Below are 13820 nucleotides of genomic sequence, written 5' to 3' on the forward strand. Positions count from 1 at the left end.
CGGACCCTGGATCACATCGGACGCCTCACCCCGAGGCGCCCCGGGGATCAGGGGAAACAACCATGCACGTGCTCATCCGCGCGGCCCTCGCCGCGCTGCTCGCTCTGTCCACTGTGCTCGGTCTGAGCACCCTCGCCGCCGCCGATCCGCTGCCGTGCGACAGCGGTGAACTCTGCCTGTGGTCGGAGGCGTCCTTCGTGGGCGCACCGGCGGTCATGAGCCTGTCCGACACCACTCAGGAGGAGTGCGTCCCACTGCCCGAGGGCATGGACGCGCGTTCGTTCATCAACCAGCTGAGCAAACCGGTGACGGTGTACCAGAGCACCGAATGCGCCACCGAGGGCGAGTTCGACACGTATCCGGGGCGGGGGACCTACGTGCCCGCGTCACCGTTCGTCGTGCGGGCGGTACAGATCTGGTTCACCTGACCGGCCACGAGCCAGGGGTCTGGTCGGGAAGGTCCTCGTCCGCCGTCTCGGTTCGGTAGACCGACATCCCGCGCCCCTGGTAGGTAGCCAGCGCGGCGGGCCCGTCGAGGTCGCACGTGTGCACCCAGACGCGCCCGACCGCGGGCGCCCCCTCCCACCGCTCCGCCAACGTCCACGCCCGGTCCAGCCCGACACTGAGGAGATGACCGCCGACTCCGCGCCCCAGAAAGCCTGGCAGCAAACCGAAGTAGGCGATCTCCACCTCGGTCCGGTCCTCAGTGGACACCCCGGACAGCTCGATGTACCCGGCAGGAGTCCCGTGCAGGTAGGCGATCCAGGTCTCGACCATAGGTCGGGCGAGATACTCGGCCCACCTGTCCCGACTCCACCCGAGCCGCCCGATCCAGTACCAGTCACCACCCACCGTGGCATACAAGAACCGACTCAACTCAGGCGACGGCACCTCGGCCCGAACCACCACGACCCCTTCCGGAACGTGCGCCGGGAGAAGGTCATCGCGGGAGAGCTGTTCGAGATAGGTCGTGGTGACAACCGTCGTCGGCATGCGCGAGTTCCCCTGTCAGGAGGTGCTGTTCGCTCATTCCACCCTCGCCGCTCGAATCCTTCAACCCGCCCCGCCGCCCACCCGCCGCCCACAACTCATTACCGCCGCTGAATTGGCACTGTCGTCAACCCCGCTGTCGACCCTTACCTGTGACGACCGGTTGGCAACGACCCGTGGCTGCCGCCGACCCAGTACTGCCGTTGAAATTGGCACTGTCGTCGACCCCGTTGCCGACCCTTACCTGTGACGACCGGTTGGCAACGACCCGTGGCTGCCGCCGACCCAGTACTGCCGTTGAAATTGGCACTGTCGTCGACCCCGTTGCCGACCCTTACCTGTGACGACCGGTTGGCAACGACCCGTGGCTGCCGCCGACCCAGTACTGCCGTTGAAATTGGCACTGTCGTCGACCCCGTTGCCGACCCTTACCTGTGACGACCGGTTGGCAACGACCCGTGGCTGCCGCCGACCCAGTACTGCCGTTGAAATTGGCACTGTCGTCGACCCCGCTGTCGACCCTTACCTGTGACGACCGGTTGGCAACGACCCGTGGCTGCCGCCGACCCAGTACTGCCGTTGAAATTGGCACTGTCGTCGACCCCGCTGTCGACCCTTACCTGTGACGACCGGCTGGCAACGACCCGTTGCCGCCGCCAACCCAGTACCGCCGCTGAATCGGCGCCGCCGTCAACCCGCTACCCGCCGACTCGCCATCCGCCGCCAACCCATCGCCCCCCGACCTGACCACTCGAAACCACTTCCACCCCCCCACAAACGCGGCGGGCCAAGACCACCGGCCTGTATGCGTGCTTCGCCACGGAAATCGGCCTAACCGCGCGGCGCGGATGGGTTCATTCGCCCGCCTTCAACCCGCTCAACCCCATTTCCAGGGCCGCACTCAAGGCGAACCACCCAACAGGAAGCCACGCCCGCACAGCCGGCCGCCGAGCGCACCGATCACCGTCGATCGCGCAGAGCGGTGATCACCTCGTCATCCCAGCGGTGGGTGCGGATCAGGCGGTAGCGCTCGGCGATGACCCACAGGTACGCCTCCGCCTCGGTCTGCGTGCTGATCATCCCCGCCTGCCGCAGGAGGGCGACCACGGGCACGAACTCCTCGGTGTACCACCGGGCGGCGACGGTGGCGCGGTCGAGGAAGGTGTGCTCGTCCTGCATGAGCCGGAAGCCCCAGGCCTCCACGGATTCCGAGAGCTGCGCGTAGTCCCACGGCGCGACGAGGTTGATGGCGGTTCGGGCGTCGCCGCGTAGGGGGACTCGGTCGAGGAAGATCCGGCGGTAATCCTTGACGATCAGGTCGCCGCGGTACCGGATCCCGTCCGCCTGCACGCGGGTGACGATCTCGGTGACGTAGGCGTCGATGGTGCGCAGGTGGAGCGCGTGCGCCACCGATACCCGGTGGTGCCCGTCCACGACGAAATGGAGATCGCCTATGCGGTAGACCTCGATCGGCGGTATCGACTCGCCCCTGCGCTGTGCCCGGGCGAGGCGCTCCCAGCGCTCTCGGGCCCGGCCCGATGTCGGGCGGAACCTGCGGTCGAAGTCGCGGGTGCGGTCGACGCTGCCGATGATCGAGTCGAGCGGGATCACCTGCAGGCCAAGGCGTTTCTCGCCTTTGCGGCCCAGTGCGGCGACGACCTCGTCGAACGGCAGCATGATGTTGACGTCGTCGGGTTCGCGGCGCAGCCAGGCCGCCAGGCGGGAGAGGACCTGGCGCCTGCGCATGCGGAGGAAGTCGTTCTCCGCGTCGGCGCGGGTGAACCCGGTGTCACGTGCCATGGTCGGGCTCCGGGATGTCGAGGATGCGGTAGCCGACGGTGTTGATCACCCGGGTCTCGCCGAGCGTGCGATCGGGGACGGGTTCGCCGTGCGGGTGGATGTGGCCGTGCAGCATGACCGCGGGCCGCAGCGCGCGGACGGTGGTGTGCAGGCACTCGAAGCCGCGGTGCGGCCGGTCTTCGCGGTCGCCCAGGTGCCTGGGCGGCGAGTGGGTCAGCAGCACGTCGACACCGCGGCCGTCGCGCAGGCGGCGCCACGCGGCGCGGCGGCGCACGCCCAGGGCGCGCCGCGCCATCTGCCGCTCGGTCCACTGGTTCGGCCCGCCGCTGTACCGGATCGACCCGCCCAGGCCCGCTATCCGCAGCCCGGCGACGTCGGCGACCTGGCCGTCGACGTTGATCGCACCCGCGGGACCAGGCCATTCGACGGGCAGGCCACCGCGTGTCCACAGGCCGTGCGATGACTTGTAGCCGCCAAGGTCGATGTCGTGGTTGCCTGGTACGAACACGCACGGTCGGTTGAGCGCGTCGGAGAGGAACTCGAGGTAGTCGAACGGCAGGTCGCCCGCGGCCAGCACAAGGTCGACGTCGTGGTCGCGCACCCGGGTGGTCCACAGGTGTTCCACGACCTCGTCCGCCACGGCGAGCACCTTCGGCATCGTCCGAGCGTACGGCCGATCAGGTATCGATGTGCCGTCGCGAAACGAGAAGCACGTCGGGGGGAACGATTCTTTCCCGCTTCGCGTCGGAACAGCTAGCGTGATAATCGGATGCGATCGTCCAGTGGGCGGTCGTTCGGTCACGGGTGCGGTGGACAGGCGTGCCACCGAGGGGAGTTCGTGGGATGGGCAGTGGGCAGCAGGCGGGGGACCGGTACGTCACAGGTGGCGTCAACTGGGAGTCCTACTCGCTGGAAGATCTCGTCGCCATGGTCGCCGAGAACGCCAGCGCCCCCCAGTTGGAACGCCTCGCCGACGACTGGCGAGCCGCGGGCACCGAAGTCACCGACGCGGCCGCGGTGCTGGCGACCGCGCTCGACGAGCTGATGCAGTACTGGTCCGGCGCGGCCGCCGAACAGGCCCGCGCCGACGTCGCGCTCAACGCGCAGTGGGTGGGCGACCTGGGGGAGACCGCCCACCAGATCGGCGACCCGGTCCAGGAGGCGGCGGGCGCGCTGAAGGCCGCGCAGGACGCCATGCCCGCGGTCCCGCCCGCGCCGCCGGTGGACCCGGCCCTCGCGGTGGACGCCGCCGAACGCGGTGCCATCGCGGGCGGCCCGATGGCCGCCGCGATCAACGCCACCGCCGCGGGCGCCGACAGCGCCTTCGCCGCCCAGCAGGAACAAACCCAGCTCAAGGCCGTGGCGGTGGAGGCGATGCGCCGCTTCGAGGGCGCCGCCCTCGGTATCGACGCCGCGACCCCTCGGTTCGAGGAACGCGAAACCGAACTGCGCCCCCGCCCGGACACCCCGAGTGTCCCGCTGCCGCCCGGCTGGGTTCCGACCGTGCCGGTCTCCTACGTGACCGACGTCGAACTGCGGTGGCTCGAACTGACCGGCGGCAACTCCGGCACCACGGCCCAATCCCTTGACAGCACGAACTCGTCCGGCGGCGGCGGGTCAGGCGGGGGCGGCGGCTACGGCGGAGGCGCGGGAGCAGCCGCCGCTGTGGGGGCGGGAGGGGGAGGCGCCGCGGGCGCTCCCGTGCGCGGACCGCTGCAGTCCGGTCAGCGGACGGGCATCACCGAGTCCTTCCAGAACCCGGTCAAAGCCGCCACCCCCGGCCCCGCGCTGCACCCCGCCCCGGCGGCCGCCCACGGCGGCATGGCGGGCGGCATGCCGATGGGCGGCGGCATGGGCGCGGGCCAAGGCGGCGACCAGGGCGAACACCGCAGGCGATACCCGTTCGACGCCGAGGACCCGTTCGCGTTGGAACAGAAGGCATCGCCGCCGGTGATCGGCCTGTAGGTGCGGAGATGACTAGACACAACGATGCCGGTCATGGGCTCGCCACAGGCGCGCGGGGATAGGGGACGACATGCGGGAAGAACTCGAACGCCGGTCGCTGATCGAGGAACGGCTGGACGGCTCGGCGATGCTCGCCCCCGAGGGCGCGGACACTCCGCCGCCGCCCATGCCCACCCCCCAGCCACCGCCGATGCCCGCGCCCGCACCGGCACCTGTGCCGCCGCCCGCACCCGCACCCGCACCTTCGCCGGCGCCCGCGCCGCCGACCCCCGCGCCCGTACCTTCGCCGCAGCCCACCCCCGCACCGGCGCCTGCGCCGGCACCCGCGCCTTCGCCGGCGCCGGCCCCCGCCCCTGCACCCGCGCCTTCGCCCGCCCCCGCCCCCGCCCCCGCGCCTTCGCCGGAGCCCGCCCCTTCGCCAGTGCCGCCGAACCCCGCGCCCACCCCGGCGCCGCCGCCCGGGCCACCGGTTGACACGACGCAGCCGTTGCCGCTGCCCGGTGAGCCTGTCCCGGTGCCTGGCGGACCTGCCCCGCAACCGGTGCCCGGTCTGCCGCCCGGCGCCACGCAGCCGATTCCGTTCCCCGGGGGTTCCGCGCCCGTCCAGGTGCCGCCGGTGAGCCCGGGCCACTCCGGCCCCGCGCCGGGCGAGGCCGGCGCGCTTCCCGCGCCATTGCCCGACCTCGGCAAGCCCGCACCGCCGTCCGTCACCCCGGCCGACCCATCCCCGCCCCCCGGAACGCCCGCCGACGGAACCCCGGCCCCCACTCAGCCCCCCGGAACGCCTGCCGACGCAACCCCGCCACCCGGAGCCCCGGCCGACGGAGGCGGCCCACCCCAAGCAGGCACCCAGCCCACCGAGCAGTCGCCCGGCTACTGGGATGTCGACACCGACAAGCTCACCGGCTTCGCCATGGCCGTCACCTCCGCCCGGTTCGGCCTCGCCGCCGTGCAGACGCGGGTCGAGCGCATGCAGGGCGACGAGTACACGCCCAAGCTCGGGACCAGCCCGGTCGGGCAGCAACTGGCCAAGAAGTTCGACGACCGACTCAACGGCGAAGCGGGCCTGCGCGGCCTGCTGGCCGAGGCGATGCGGCGGATGGACGAGTTCATCGAGAGCGCCGAGAAGGTCCGCGACGCCTACCGCGAGAACGAGGCCGACGCCGAGCAGTCGATCAACCGGGCGAGCAAGGGATGACCGCGCCCACCCGCCAGGGCACCTGGCTGCGGCCCGCCGAGGTCGACCTGCTCTGCACCTTCGCCGAGGTCTCGCCGCCGTTCCCGCTCGCCGTCCGCTCCCACGGCGCGACCGCCGACGAACGCCGGGACGTCTTCCGCACCGCCCGCGCGGAGTTGTCCGCGCGCGGTCTGGCCGATCACCGTGGCCCGCAGGGGCTCGCCGCGGGCTTCGTCAGCTTGCTGCGCGACGGCGTCGGGTCGCTGGACATGATCGTGGCCCGCCGCGGTGGTGTGCGTCGGGTGCTGGTGCTGACCAGGCGTGAGCAGGCGTTGGTGGCCCGGCAGGACAGCGGGGACGAGGCGGTCCAGCTGCTGGCCCTGTCCACGCATGACGCCGTCGAACACCTCATGCGCATGGTCCCCGACCAGCCTCCGGCCATGGCGGCGCCGTTCAGCCTGCCGAGGCGGGCGGTCGACCAGACCCACCGGGAGATCCTCGCCGCGAGCGACCGCGACGGCGCCCCGCGCAGGCTCTCGCCGGACGAACTCGACCGCGTCCTGCGGCGCCACGGCCTCGACGACGCCACCGTCCGCCGGATGGCCACCCACCTGCAGCCCGTGCTCGGCAACGGCCAGGCCGGCATCGCCGTCAAGCGCGGGTACGCCGAGGCGTGGACCCGCGCCGGTGAGGAGCTGCGCTGGTTGGACACCGCCCGCGGCCGTTTCCGCATCGCGGGCGGCGACCAGGCCGACTGGATGAGCGTCAACCCCCTACCCCGCGACGACCTCCGCGCCGAGCTGCGAACCCTCGCCCAGAGGCTTTGGCATTAACGCGGAACCCGCCGAAAACGACGGCCCCATCGGCTACGTTCATGGTCGGAAACGATGGTTCGGGAGGCGCTGACGCATGATCGATGTCGAACAGCTGGTCCGCCGGGTCAAGCACCAGGCCGAGCAGGCCGCCGCCGCGCGCGCCGCCGCCGAGCAGGACCGCAGACGCCGCCGCGAGACCGACGACACCTACGTCACCGGTGGCGTCCACTGGAACGGCTACAGCCTCGAAACGCTGCAGCGCATGGTCGGTGACCAGGCCAACCCGAGCCAGCTCGACATGCTCGCCGACGAGTGGTCCCGGCATGGCGACCGCATCGGCCGCGCCGCGAAAGACCTGTCCCGCTCGCTGAACCGGCTCATGGCCTTCTGGTCGGGCGCCGCGTCGGAAGACGCCTCCCGCACCGTGGTCGCCAACGCCGCGTGGGTCTCGGAGATGGCGGCGACGGCCAAGAACATGGCTGACCCGATCCAGGACGCGGGCGGCGCGCTGCGTTCCGCGCAGGACACGATGCCGGGCAAGCCGCGCAGCGCCTGGTACGCGACGGCCGGTGGCGGCGCGGCGGCCGGGTTCGCTGTGGGCGGTCCGGTCGGCGCGGCCTTCGGGGCGGCGCTGGGCGGCATCGCCAGCGCGTTCGGCTTCGGCAGCAACAAGAAGAAGCTCAAGCGCAAGGCCGTGCAGACCATGCAGCGGTTCGAGGCCGCCGTCCTCGGCATCGACGGCTCCACCCCACGGTTCGGCGGTCCGGCGACCGGCGTCAACCCCGGCACCGGCCCCGGCTCGACCCCGCCGCCGGGTGTCGGCACGCCCGGCCCCGGCGTCACCGTGCCGGGCGGCCCGTCGCACCCTGGCTGGAATGGCGGCGCACCCGTCGGCGGCACCACCCCGTCTTTCGCGCCCCCGTTCGGTTCCGGCTGGGAGGGACGCTGGCAGGGCCTCACCAACTACGGCGGCGGCAACCCCGGCGCGGGCGCGGGCGGCCTCAACGGTCTCGGGGCGGGCGCGTTCGGCTTGGGCGCGGGCGGGCTCGGCGCGGGCCGCGGCGGGCTCGGCGCCGGACCGGGCGCCGGTGTCCGCGGCGGCGCCAACGGCCGGGGCGGCCGGGCGGGCGCGGGACGCTTCGGCAGGCTCAACGGCTTCGGTGACGCGGCCCGCGGCATGGGCGGCGCGGGGGGCGCGGGCGGACGCAAGGAAGAAGACAGCGAACACCGCAGGCGGGTTCCGATCGAAGAGGACCCGTTCGCCATCACCGACCTGAAGTCCGCGCCACCGGTGATCGGGCTATAGCGAATTGTGGAGAGGAACCCCAATGTACGTCGATGAGCCAGGCCCGATCGGGAACTTCGACGGCGCCAACGGCTGGCAGGTCGACCCCGCGCAGGTCCGCGAGTTCGCCGCCGCCGTCGAGGACGTGCGCGCCGACCTCGACGCGATCATCGCCGAGGTCGCCGACCTGAGCTCCCCGGCGTTCCAGCCGATGCTGGGCACCAGCCCCGTCGGCCAGGAACTGGCGGAGAAGTTCAGCGACCGCCTCGGCTCCGAATCGGGGCTGCGCGGGCAGTTGGAGACCGCCCTGCAGCGGATGGAGGAGTTCGTCGCGAGCGCGGAGCGGACCGCCGCCGGCTACCAGGAGAGCGACGAGCACGCCGCCAAGCGGTTCCCGAACACCTGATGGCCGAGGTCGCCCTGCACCCGGTCGAAGTCGACCTGCTGTGTGTCTTCGCCGAAGTCGAGGCCCCGTTCCCGATCGACGTCCCCGCGACCGGGCAGAGTGACATCGAGCGCGGCGTGCTGTTCTCCGGTGCGGCACAACAACTCCGCGACCGCGGCCTGGCCGACGAACGCGGCCCGCTCGACGTCGCCGAGGAGTTCGTCTACCTCCTGCGCGCCTGCACGGGGGTGGTCGACCTGGTCGTGCTCAGCGACGACCGCAAGCTCGCCGCGGCCGTCCTGACCGCGCAGGACGAAGCGTTGGTCGTCGTGCAGGACAGCGCCGACCCACACGGCATGATCCGCCTGCGCGCGGCCACCCTCGACAACGCCATCGGCACGCTGGAACGCATGGTGCCGCGCGTCGACACCCCGCTGACCGCACCGTTCAGCCTGCCCCGCCGCGCGGTTGAGTCCGCGTTCGAAGCGATCCTGGCCGAAGCGCCGAAACCGTTGGCACAGAACGAGATCGAGCAGATCCTCGCGGCCAACGGGCTCGACGACCGGGTCGCCCGCCGGATGGTGTCGCACCTGCAGCCCGTGCTCGGCAGCGGCCAGACCGGCGTCGCCAAGCGCGACGACACCGAAGATCAGTGGCGCCGCGTCGGCGACGAGGTCCGGTGGATCGACACCACCCGCGGCCGCTACCGGCTGGCGGGCGACGCGGACTGGATGAGCGTGAACCCGTTGGGAACGGACGACTTCCGGGCGGCCCTGCGGGCCATGGCGGGGTTGGTCAGGGCGTAGGCGGCATCTCCGCGATGAGCGCCGTCACAACCGCGATCCAGGTGATGATCGTGGCCAGAAGCCAGAACTTGAGATTGGTGAGCAGCCGGGTCATGGCGGAACCTCCCATCGGGGAAGCGGGCGGGGGGACCTGGGTGTCGCTGGAGCCGAAAAGGCCTCCAGCTAGAGCCATCGGTTTTTGCGGAAGATTCGATACAGGACGAGACAGGCCGTGAAGATCACGACCATCACCAGCGGGTATCCGAACTTCCATTTGAGCTCGGGCATGAAGTCGAAGTTCATCCCGTAGACGCCGACCACCATCGTCGGCACGGCCACGATCGCCGCCCACGAGGTGATCTTGCGCATGTCCGAGTTCTGCTGCAGCGTGATCTTCGCCAGCGTGGCGTCGAGCAGGGTGGTGAGCAGCTCGTCGAACGCCGTCACCCGCTCCGACACCGTCGTCAGGTGGTCGTCGACGTCGCGGAAGTAGGAGCGCACCTCGTCCGGGATCAGCGGCGAACAGCCCTCGGCGAGCCTGCGCAGCGGGTTGGCCAGCGGCATGACCGCGCGGCGCAGTTCGAGGATCTCCCGCTTCACCAAGTACATCTGCTCCGCGCCCACCGGATTGCGCGGCGCGAAGACGGCCCGCTCAAGAAGATCGATGTCGTTCTCGAACGCCTCGCTGACCGCGAGGTAGCTGTCGACGATCCAGTCGGCGATGCCGTGCAGCACGGCCGCCGGCCCGGCGCTGAGCCGCTCCGGAGAGCGCTCCAGCTCCTCGCGCAGGTCGTGCAGGCCCGAATGCTTGCCGTGGCGGACCGTCACCACGTAGTCCTTGCCGAGGAACGCCATGATCTCGCCGGTCTCGACGATCTCGTTGGCCGTCGTCGGCGACTCGTGCTCCACGTAGCGGACCGTCTTGAGCACGATGAACAGGTTGCTCTCGTAGCGGTCGAGCTTGGGCCGCTGGTGCGCGTGCACCGCGTCCTCGACAGCCAGCTCGTGCAGGCCGAACGTCTCGGCGACACCCTGGATCTGCTCGGCGTCGGGCTCGTGCAGCCCGATCCAGACGAAGCCCTCGCCCCGCGAGCGCACCTCGGCGACGGCGTCGGTGTGCGTCCAGCGGCCGGGCAGCCGCTTGCCGTCGACGTACACGGCGCAGTCGACGACGTACTCCGACTTCCGCGCCGGGGTCGGGCGCGGCGCGGACACGGGGTTGCGGCCTCTGCGGCCGCCGAGCGAGGGAATGAAGGCCATCGGGGTCTCCAGGTGCTCCCGCCGCGAACGCGGCGGACCGGACGACCTATCGCCGCTCCGGTGACGGAGCGTCCCTGCCGGACCCGCGGAACCTGCCGCTAGCGGCGGATTCCTCCGGAGGGGACGCGGGTACTACTGCAACCTGTCGCGCTTTCATGACCATGCGGGTCGCCCATGTGCGTCCTCACCTCCTCGCAGCCGGTGGTGAGCCGGGCCGAATGCCCACGCCCACCGGAGCGACAGCCTACATCCCGGGTCCGACCAGTCGATGTTCAGGGATGCGAGATCACGCGCGGTGCACTCCCTCACACATCGGTTGCACCGCCGGCCCGCGCGCCGTACACAGTTGTCTACTCGGCGGCCTACTCGCCGGTCACTTACTTGGAGGAACAGTGCAGTTCGGTCGGTACTACGAGGAGTTCGAGGTCGGCGCGGTCTACAAGCACTGGCCGGGCAAGACGGTGACCGAGTACGACGACCACCTGTTCTGCCTGATCACGATGAACCACCACCCGCTGCACCTGGACGTCAACTACGCCGAGAACACGACCGATTTCGGCAAGAACGTCGTGGTCGGCAACTACATCTACTCCCTGCTGCTGGGGATGTCGGTGCCCGACGTGTCCGGCAAGGCGATCGCCAACCTCGAGATCGAGTCGCTGCGCCACGTGAAGCCGACGTTCCACGGCGACACCATCTACGGTGAGACCGAGGTACTCGACAAGACCCCGTCGAAGTCCAAGGATGATCGTGGCGTCGTGTACGTCGAGACGCGCGGCTACAAGCAGGACGGGACCGTCGTGTGCATCTTCCGCCGCAAGGTGATGGTGCCCAAGCAGTCCTACGGCGACGCGCGCGGCGGCGAGCAGCCCGGCAGGCCTGAGCCCAAGGCGTAAAAGAGCAAGACGGAGGAGCCCGTGACCGTGTCGCTGGAGGAGATCAGGCAGCGGTTGCGGCGCTTCGCCGAGTCGGAGGCGGCGGGCGTCTCCCCGCTTTACGAACACCTCGCCGCCCGCGCCGCCGAGGACGACGCCGTCGCCGGGCTGCTGACCTCCGCGCAGCCCGGTTTCGGCCACCCGACCCTGCTGCTGGCCGCCGTGCACCGCGCGCTGCAGGCGGAGCCGTTCCACGAGCTGGTGAACTATTACCCGTCGATGGGCGGCACCTACGGCCTCGACGCCGGTACCTGGCCGCTGTTCCGCGCGTTCGTGGTGGAGCGGTCGGAGAAGATCCGCGCGCTGATCGCCGCGCACACCACCCAGACCAACGAGGTCCGCCGCGCCGCCCTGCTCTACCCGGCCGTCGCGCTGGCCGCCAAGCAGGCCAAGGCCCCGGTCGGCCTGCTCGAGGTGGGGTGCAGCGCGGGTCTGCTGCTCGACCTCGACCGCTACGCGTACCGCTACCAGACCGAGCAGGCGGGCCAGGTCGTCGCGGGCCCGACGAAGACCGCCCTGGGGCTGCACTGCGCGCTCGAACTCGCCCCCGGCGCCACCCTGCCCGCCATACCCAAGAAGCTCGCCGTGGCCGCCAAGGTGGGCCTGGACCGCAACCCGGTGGACCTCGGCGACGAGGATGCCGCGGCGTGGCTGGAGGCCTGCATCTGGGCCGACCAGCCCGAGCGGCAGCGGCTGTTCAGCACCGCGGCCGCCATGCAGCACAAGAACCCGCCGGAGTTGGTCAAGGGCGACGCCGTGGCCGACCTCGCGTCGGCGGCCGCCAGGATCCCGGCGGACGTGCCGCTGGTCGTGATCACTTCCAGCGTGCTCACTTACCTGCCCGAAGCCGAACGGGCGGCGTTCGTCGCCGCGCTGGCCGCGCTCGCGGAAACCCGGCCGCTGTGGTGGGTCAGCAACGAGGGTTACGCCGCGGCGCTCACTTTTGTGCTGCCCGGGCGTGACGAACTTGTCACCGCCGAGAGTGAAACGGCGCTGGGCGTGCTGGGCCTCACGACGTGGGCCCAGGGGCGTCCGGAAGCGGTCGCGCTGGCGCGCACCGCACCGCACGGCGAGCGGCTGCTCTGGCTGGCCTGACCTGCGCTAACGGGGTAGCGCACCCCATCCGCGGAGGGTGTCCGAAAGCTGCTCGACAAGATCGTTACCGGCATCGAGTGTGGTGAACGTCGCAAGGTCGACCCACGCTGCCTCAAGGGCGTCATCACCGGCCTGAAGATCACCGCCCGTAACCGAACAGGCGTAGTCATAGATCACGTACACCCCCTTGGGGCCCTTTCGCTCCACTACGCCGATCAGGTCCCCGACGATCACCGTTAACCCAGTCTCCTCTTGGAGTTCACGAATCAGCGCGACGTCGTCGGCCTCGCCGAATTCGACCCTCCCGCCAGGTAGAGCCCACCGACCGCGACCGGGATCGTTCGCCCGCCGAATCAGCAGAAGGCGGCCGGAGGAGTCACCGACAATGCCGCCGACGCACCGGATTCTCCCGTTTGGACCAGCGCTCATAGCTACAGAGCGTAGCCGTGCTTCTTCGGTAACGCTCCGCATTGACCCAAGCGCGGGACACCCCTCCCGAGCGGGCTCCGCGTGCGGTACAACGGTTTTCAACAAGGCCACTTCGGGTGCGGACGGAACGGGGTAGATCGCAGTGGATGTCAAGAAGGTAATGATCTTGACTGGGGCAGCGTTGCTCGTCTTCTTCCTGGTGACGCAGCCGGTGCAGTCGGCGGGAATCGTGAACTCGATCATCCAGACGCTCAGGGAGGGCGCCGAAGCGGTGATCACCTTCGTTCGTACTGTTTTCTCCGGCTGAGCCGGGTAGCGTCGAACCATGTTCGCGCCCCGAGACCCAGACGAGTACTTGCTGGACTCCGAACGCCGGGTCATCCGGGTGCGCAGGCACTGGGCGAGCCTGGTCTGGGAGGTCTTCGAGGCAGTCGCGCTCCTCGCGATCTGCGTCATGGTCTCCTACCTGCTCCCGCCCGCGGCATGGCTGGTGCAGAACATCCTCTGGTACGTCGCACTGGCCGTCGTGCTGCGCTTCACCTACCAGGTCATCGACTGGTGGGTGGAGCGCATCGTGGTCACCGACAAGCGGTTCATGATGACCACGGGAGTCATCACGACCCGGGTGTTGATGATGCCCATCGGCAAGGTCACCGACCTGACGTACAAGCGCACGGCGATGGGCCGCATCTTCGGCTACGGCACGATGGTCGTCGAGTCCGCGGGTCAGATCCAGGCACTCAACAATATCGAGTACCTGCCTCGCCCGGAACAGGTCTACGACGCGATCTCCGAGCTCGTCTTCGGCGACAAGAAGGCGGCCGCGGAGCGGTTCTCGATGATCAAGGCGCAGCGGATGGCGCAGGGCAAGCGCAAGGCAATGAAGGGGTGACCCGCGT

General features: G+C 70.5%; 16 protein-coding genes. 11 read left to right on the forward strand and 5 right to left on the reverse strand.

Translation table 11 applies throughout. The features are described 5' to 3' along the window. Positions 1-62: 62 nt before the first annotated feature. Positions 63-428, forward strand: a complete 366-nt coding sequence (locus C8E96_RS12695; protein ID WP_091378285.1) for a peptidase inhibitor family I36 protein — start codon at positions 63-65, stop codon at positions 426-428. Here C8E96_RS12695 and C8E96_RS12700 read toward each other — a convergent pair. From C8E96_RS12700 to C8E96_RS12710, 3 genes are all read right to left on the reverse strand, one after another. After that, positions 421-993 carry a GNAT family N-acetyltransferase gene (locus C8E96_RS12700; RefSeq protein ID WP_091378282.1) on the reverse strand — a complete coding sequence of 191 codons (573 nt, stop codon included), beginning with the start codon at positions 991-993 and terminating at the stop codon, positions 421-423. The two genes, C8E96_RS12695 and C8E96_RS12700, sit on opposite strands and share 8 nt — an antisense overlap. A 957-nt stretch (positions 994-1950) precedes the next feature. After that, a complete protein-coding gene (locus C8E96_RS12705) occupies positions 1951-2790 on the reverse strand; it encodes a ParB N-terminal domain-containing protein (RefSeq protein ID WP_091383429.1) in 840 nt (279 codons plus the stop codon). Then, positions 2780-3448, reverse strand: coding sequence for a metallophosphoesterase family protein (locus C8E96_RS12710; protein ID WP_091383428.1), 669 nt, complete (start codon positions 3446-3448; stop codon positions 2780-2782). The genes C8E96_RS12705 and C8E96_RS12710 overlap by 11 nt, the downstream gene beginning before the upstream one ends. Before the next feature lie 185 nt (positions 3449-3633). Here C8E96_RS12710 and C8E96_RS12715 point away from each other — a divergent pair, with 185 nt between their 5' ends. From C8E96_RS12715 to C8E96_RS12740, 6 genes are all read left to right on the forward strand, one after another. After that, the gene (locus tag C8E96_RS12715; protein ID WP_091383427.1) at positions 3634-4755 is read left to right on the forward strand and encodes a WXG100 family type VII secretion target; all 1122 of its coding nucleotides are present in this window, start codon (positions 3634-3636) and stop codon (positions 4753-4755) included. Between the two features lie 514 nt (positions 4756-5269). Then, on the forward strand, positions 5270-5953 hold the full coding sequence (locus tag C8E96_RS33215; protein ID WP_166657827.1) for a hypothetical protein: 684 nt from the start codon (positions 5270-5272) through the stop codon (positions 5951-5953). Beyond that, entirely contained in the window at positions 5950-6765 is an 816-nt protein-coding gene (locus tag C8E96_RS12725; protein WP_091383425.1) for an ESX secretion-associated protein EspG, read from the forward strand. The genes C8E96_RS33215 and C8E96_RS12725 overlap by 4 nt, the downstream gene beginning before the upstream one ends. Before the next feature lie 76 nt (positions 6766-6841). Next, positions 6842-8053, forward strand: a complete 1212-nt coding sequence (locus C8E96_RS12730; RefSeq protein ID WP_133794385.1) for a WXG100 family type VII secretion target — start codon at positions 6842-6844, stop codon at positions 8051-8053. A 22-nt stretch (positions 8054-8075) separates the two neighbouring features. Beyond that, complete coding sequence (locus C8E96_RS12735) at positions 8076-8438, forward strand: hypothetical protein (RefSeq protein ID WP_091383424.1); 363 nt, start codon at positions 8076-8078, stop codon at positions 8436-8438. After that, the gene (locus C8E96_RS12740) at positions 8438-9223 is read left to right on the forward strand and encodes an ESX secretion-associated protein EspG (protein WP_091383423.1); all 786 of its coding nucleotides are present in this window, start codon (positions 8438-8440) and stop codon (positions 9221-9223) included. Before C8E96_RS12735 ends, C8E96_RS12740 begins: the two co-directional genes overlap by 1 nt. Before the next feature lie 162 nt (positions 9224-9385). Here the strand turns inward: C8E96_RS12740 and corA are convergent, their stop codons facing one another. Further along, positions 9386-10462, reverse strand: coding sequence for a magnesium/cobalt transporter CorA (gene corA, locus C8E96_RS12745; RefSeq protein ID WP_091383422.1), 1077 nt, complete (start codon positions 10460-10462; stop codon positions 9386-9388). A gap of 392 nt (positions 10463-10854) precedes the next feature. Here corA and C8E96_RS12750 point away from each other — a divergent pair, with 392 nt between their 5' ends. Further along, the gene (locus tag C8E96_RS12750) at positions 10855-11358 is read left to right on the forward strand and encodes a MaoC family dehydratase (RefSeq protein WP_091383421.1); all 504 of its coding nucleotides are present in this window, start codon (positions 10855-10857) and stop codon (positions 11356-11358) included. Positions 11359-11379: 21 nt separating this feature from the next. Continuing rightward, the gene (locus tag C8E96_RS12755) at positions 11380-12492 is read left to right on the forward strand and encodes a DUF2332 domain-containing protein (protein WP_091383420.1); all 1113 of its coding nucleotides are present in this window, start codon (positions 11380-11382) and stop codon (positions 12490-12492) included. A 6-nt stretch (positions 12493-12498) separates the two neighbouring features. On the opposite strand, the gene C8E96_RS12760 is transcribed toward C8E96_RS12755, so the two are convergent. Continuing rightward, positions 12499-12921 carry an NUDIX hydrolase gene (locus C8E96_RS12760; RefSeq protein WP_091383419.1) on the reverse strand — a complete coding sequence of 141 codons (423 nt, stop codon included), beginning with the start codon at positions 12919-12921 and terminating at the stop codon, positions 12499-12501. Positions 12922-13063: 142 nt separating this feature from the next. Between C8E96_RS12760 and C8E96_RS33220 the strand changes: the two genes are divergently transcribed. Then, positions 13064-13228: a hypothetical protein gene (locus C8E96_RS33220; RefSeq protein ID WP_166657828.1), complete on the forward strand. Its 165-nt coding sequence runs from the start codon at positions 13064-13066 to the stop codon at positions 13226-13228. 18 nt (positions 13229-13246) lie between these two features. Next, complete coding sequence (locus C8E96_RS12765; protein ID WP_091383418.1) at positions 13247-13813, forward strand: PH domain-containing protein; 567 nt, start codon at positions 13247-13249, stop codon at positions 13811-13813. Positions 13814-13820: the final 7 nt, after the last annotated feature.

Source organism: Actinokineospora alba (assembly GCF_004362515.1).
In the GTDB taxonomy this organism is placed as follows: domain Bacteria; phylum Actinomycetota; class Actinomycetes; order Mycobacteriales; family Pseudonocardiaceae; genus Actinokineospora; species Actinokineospora alba.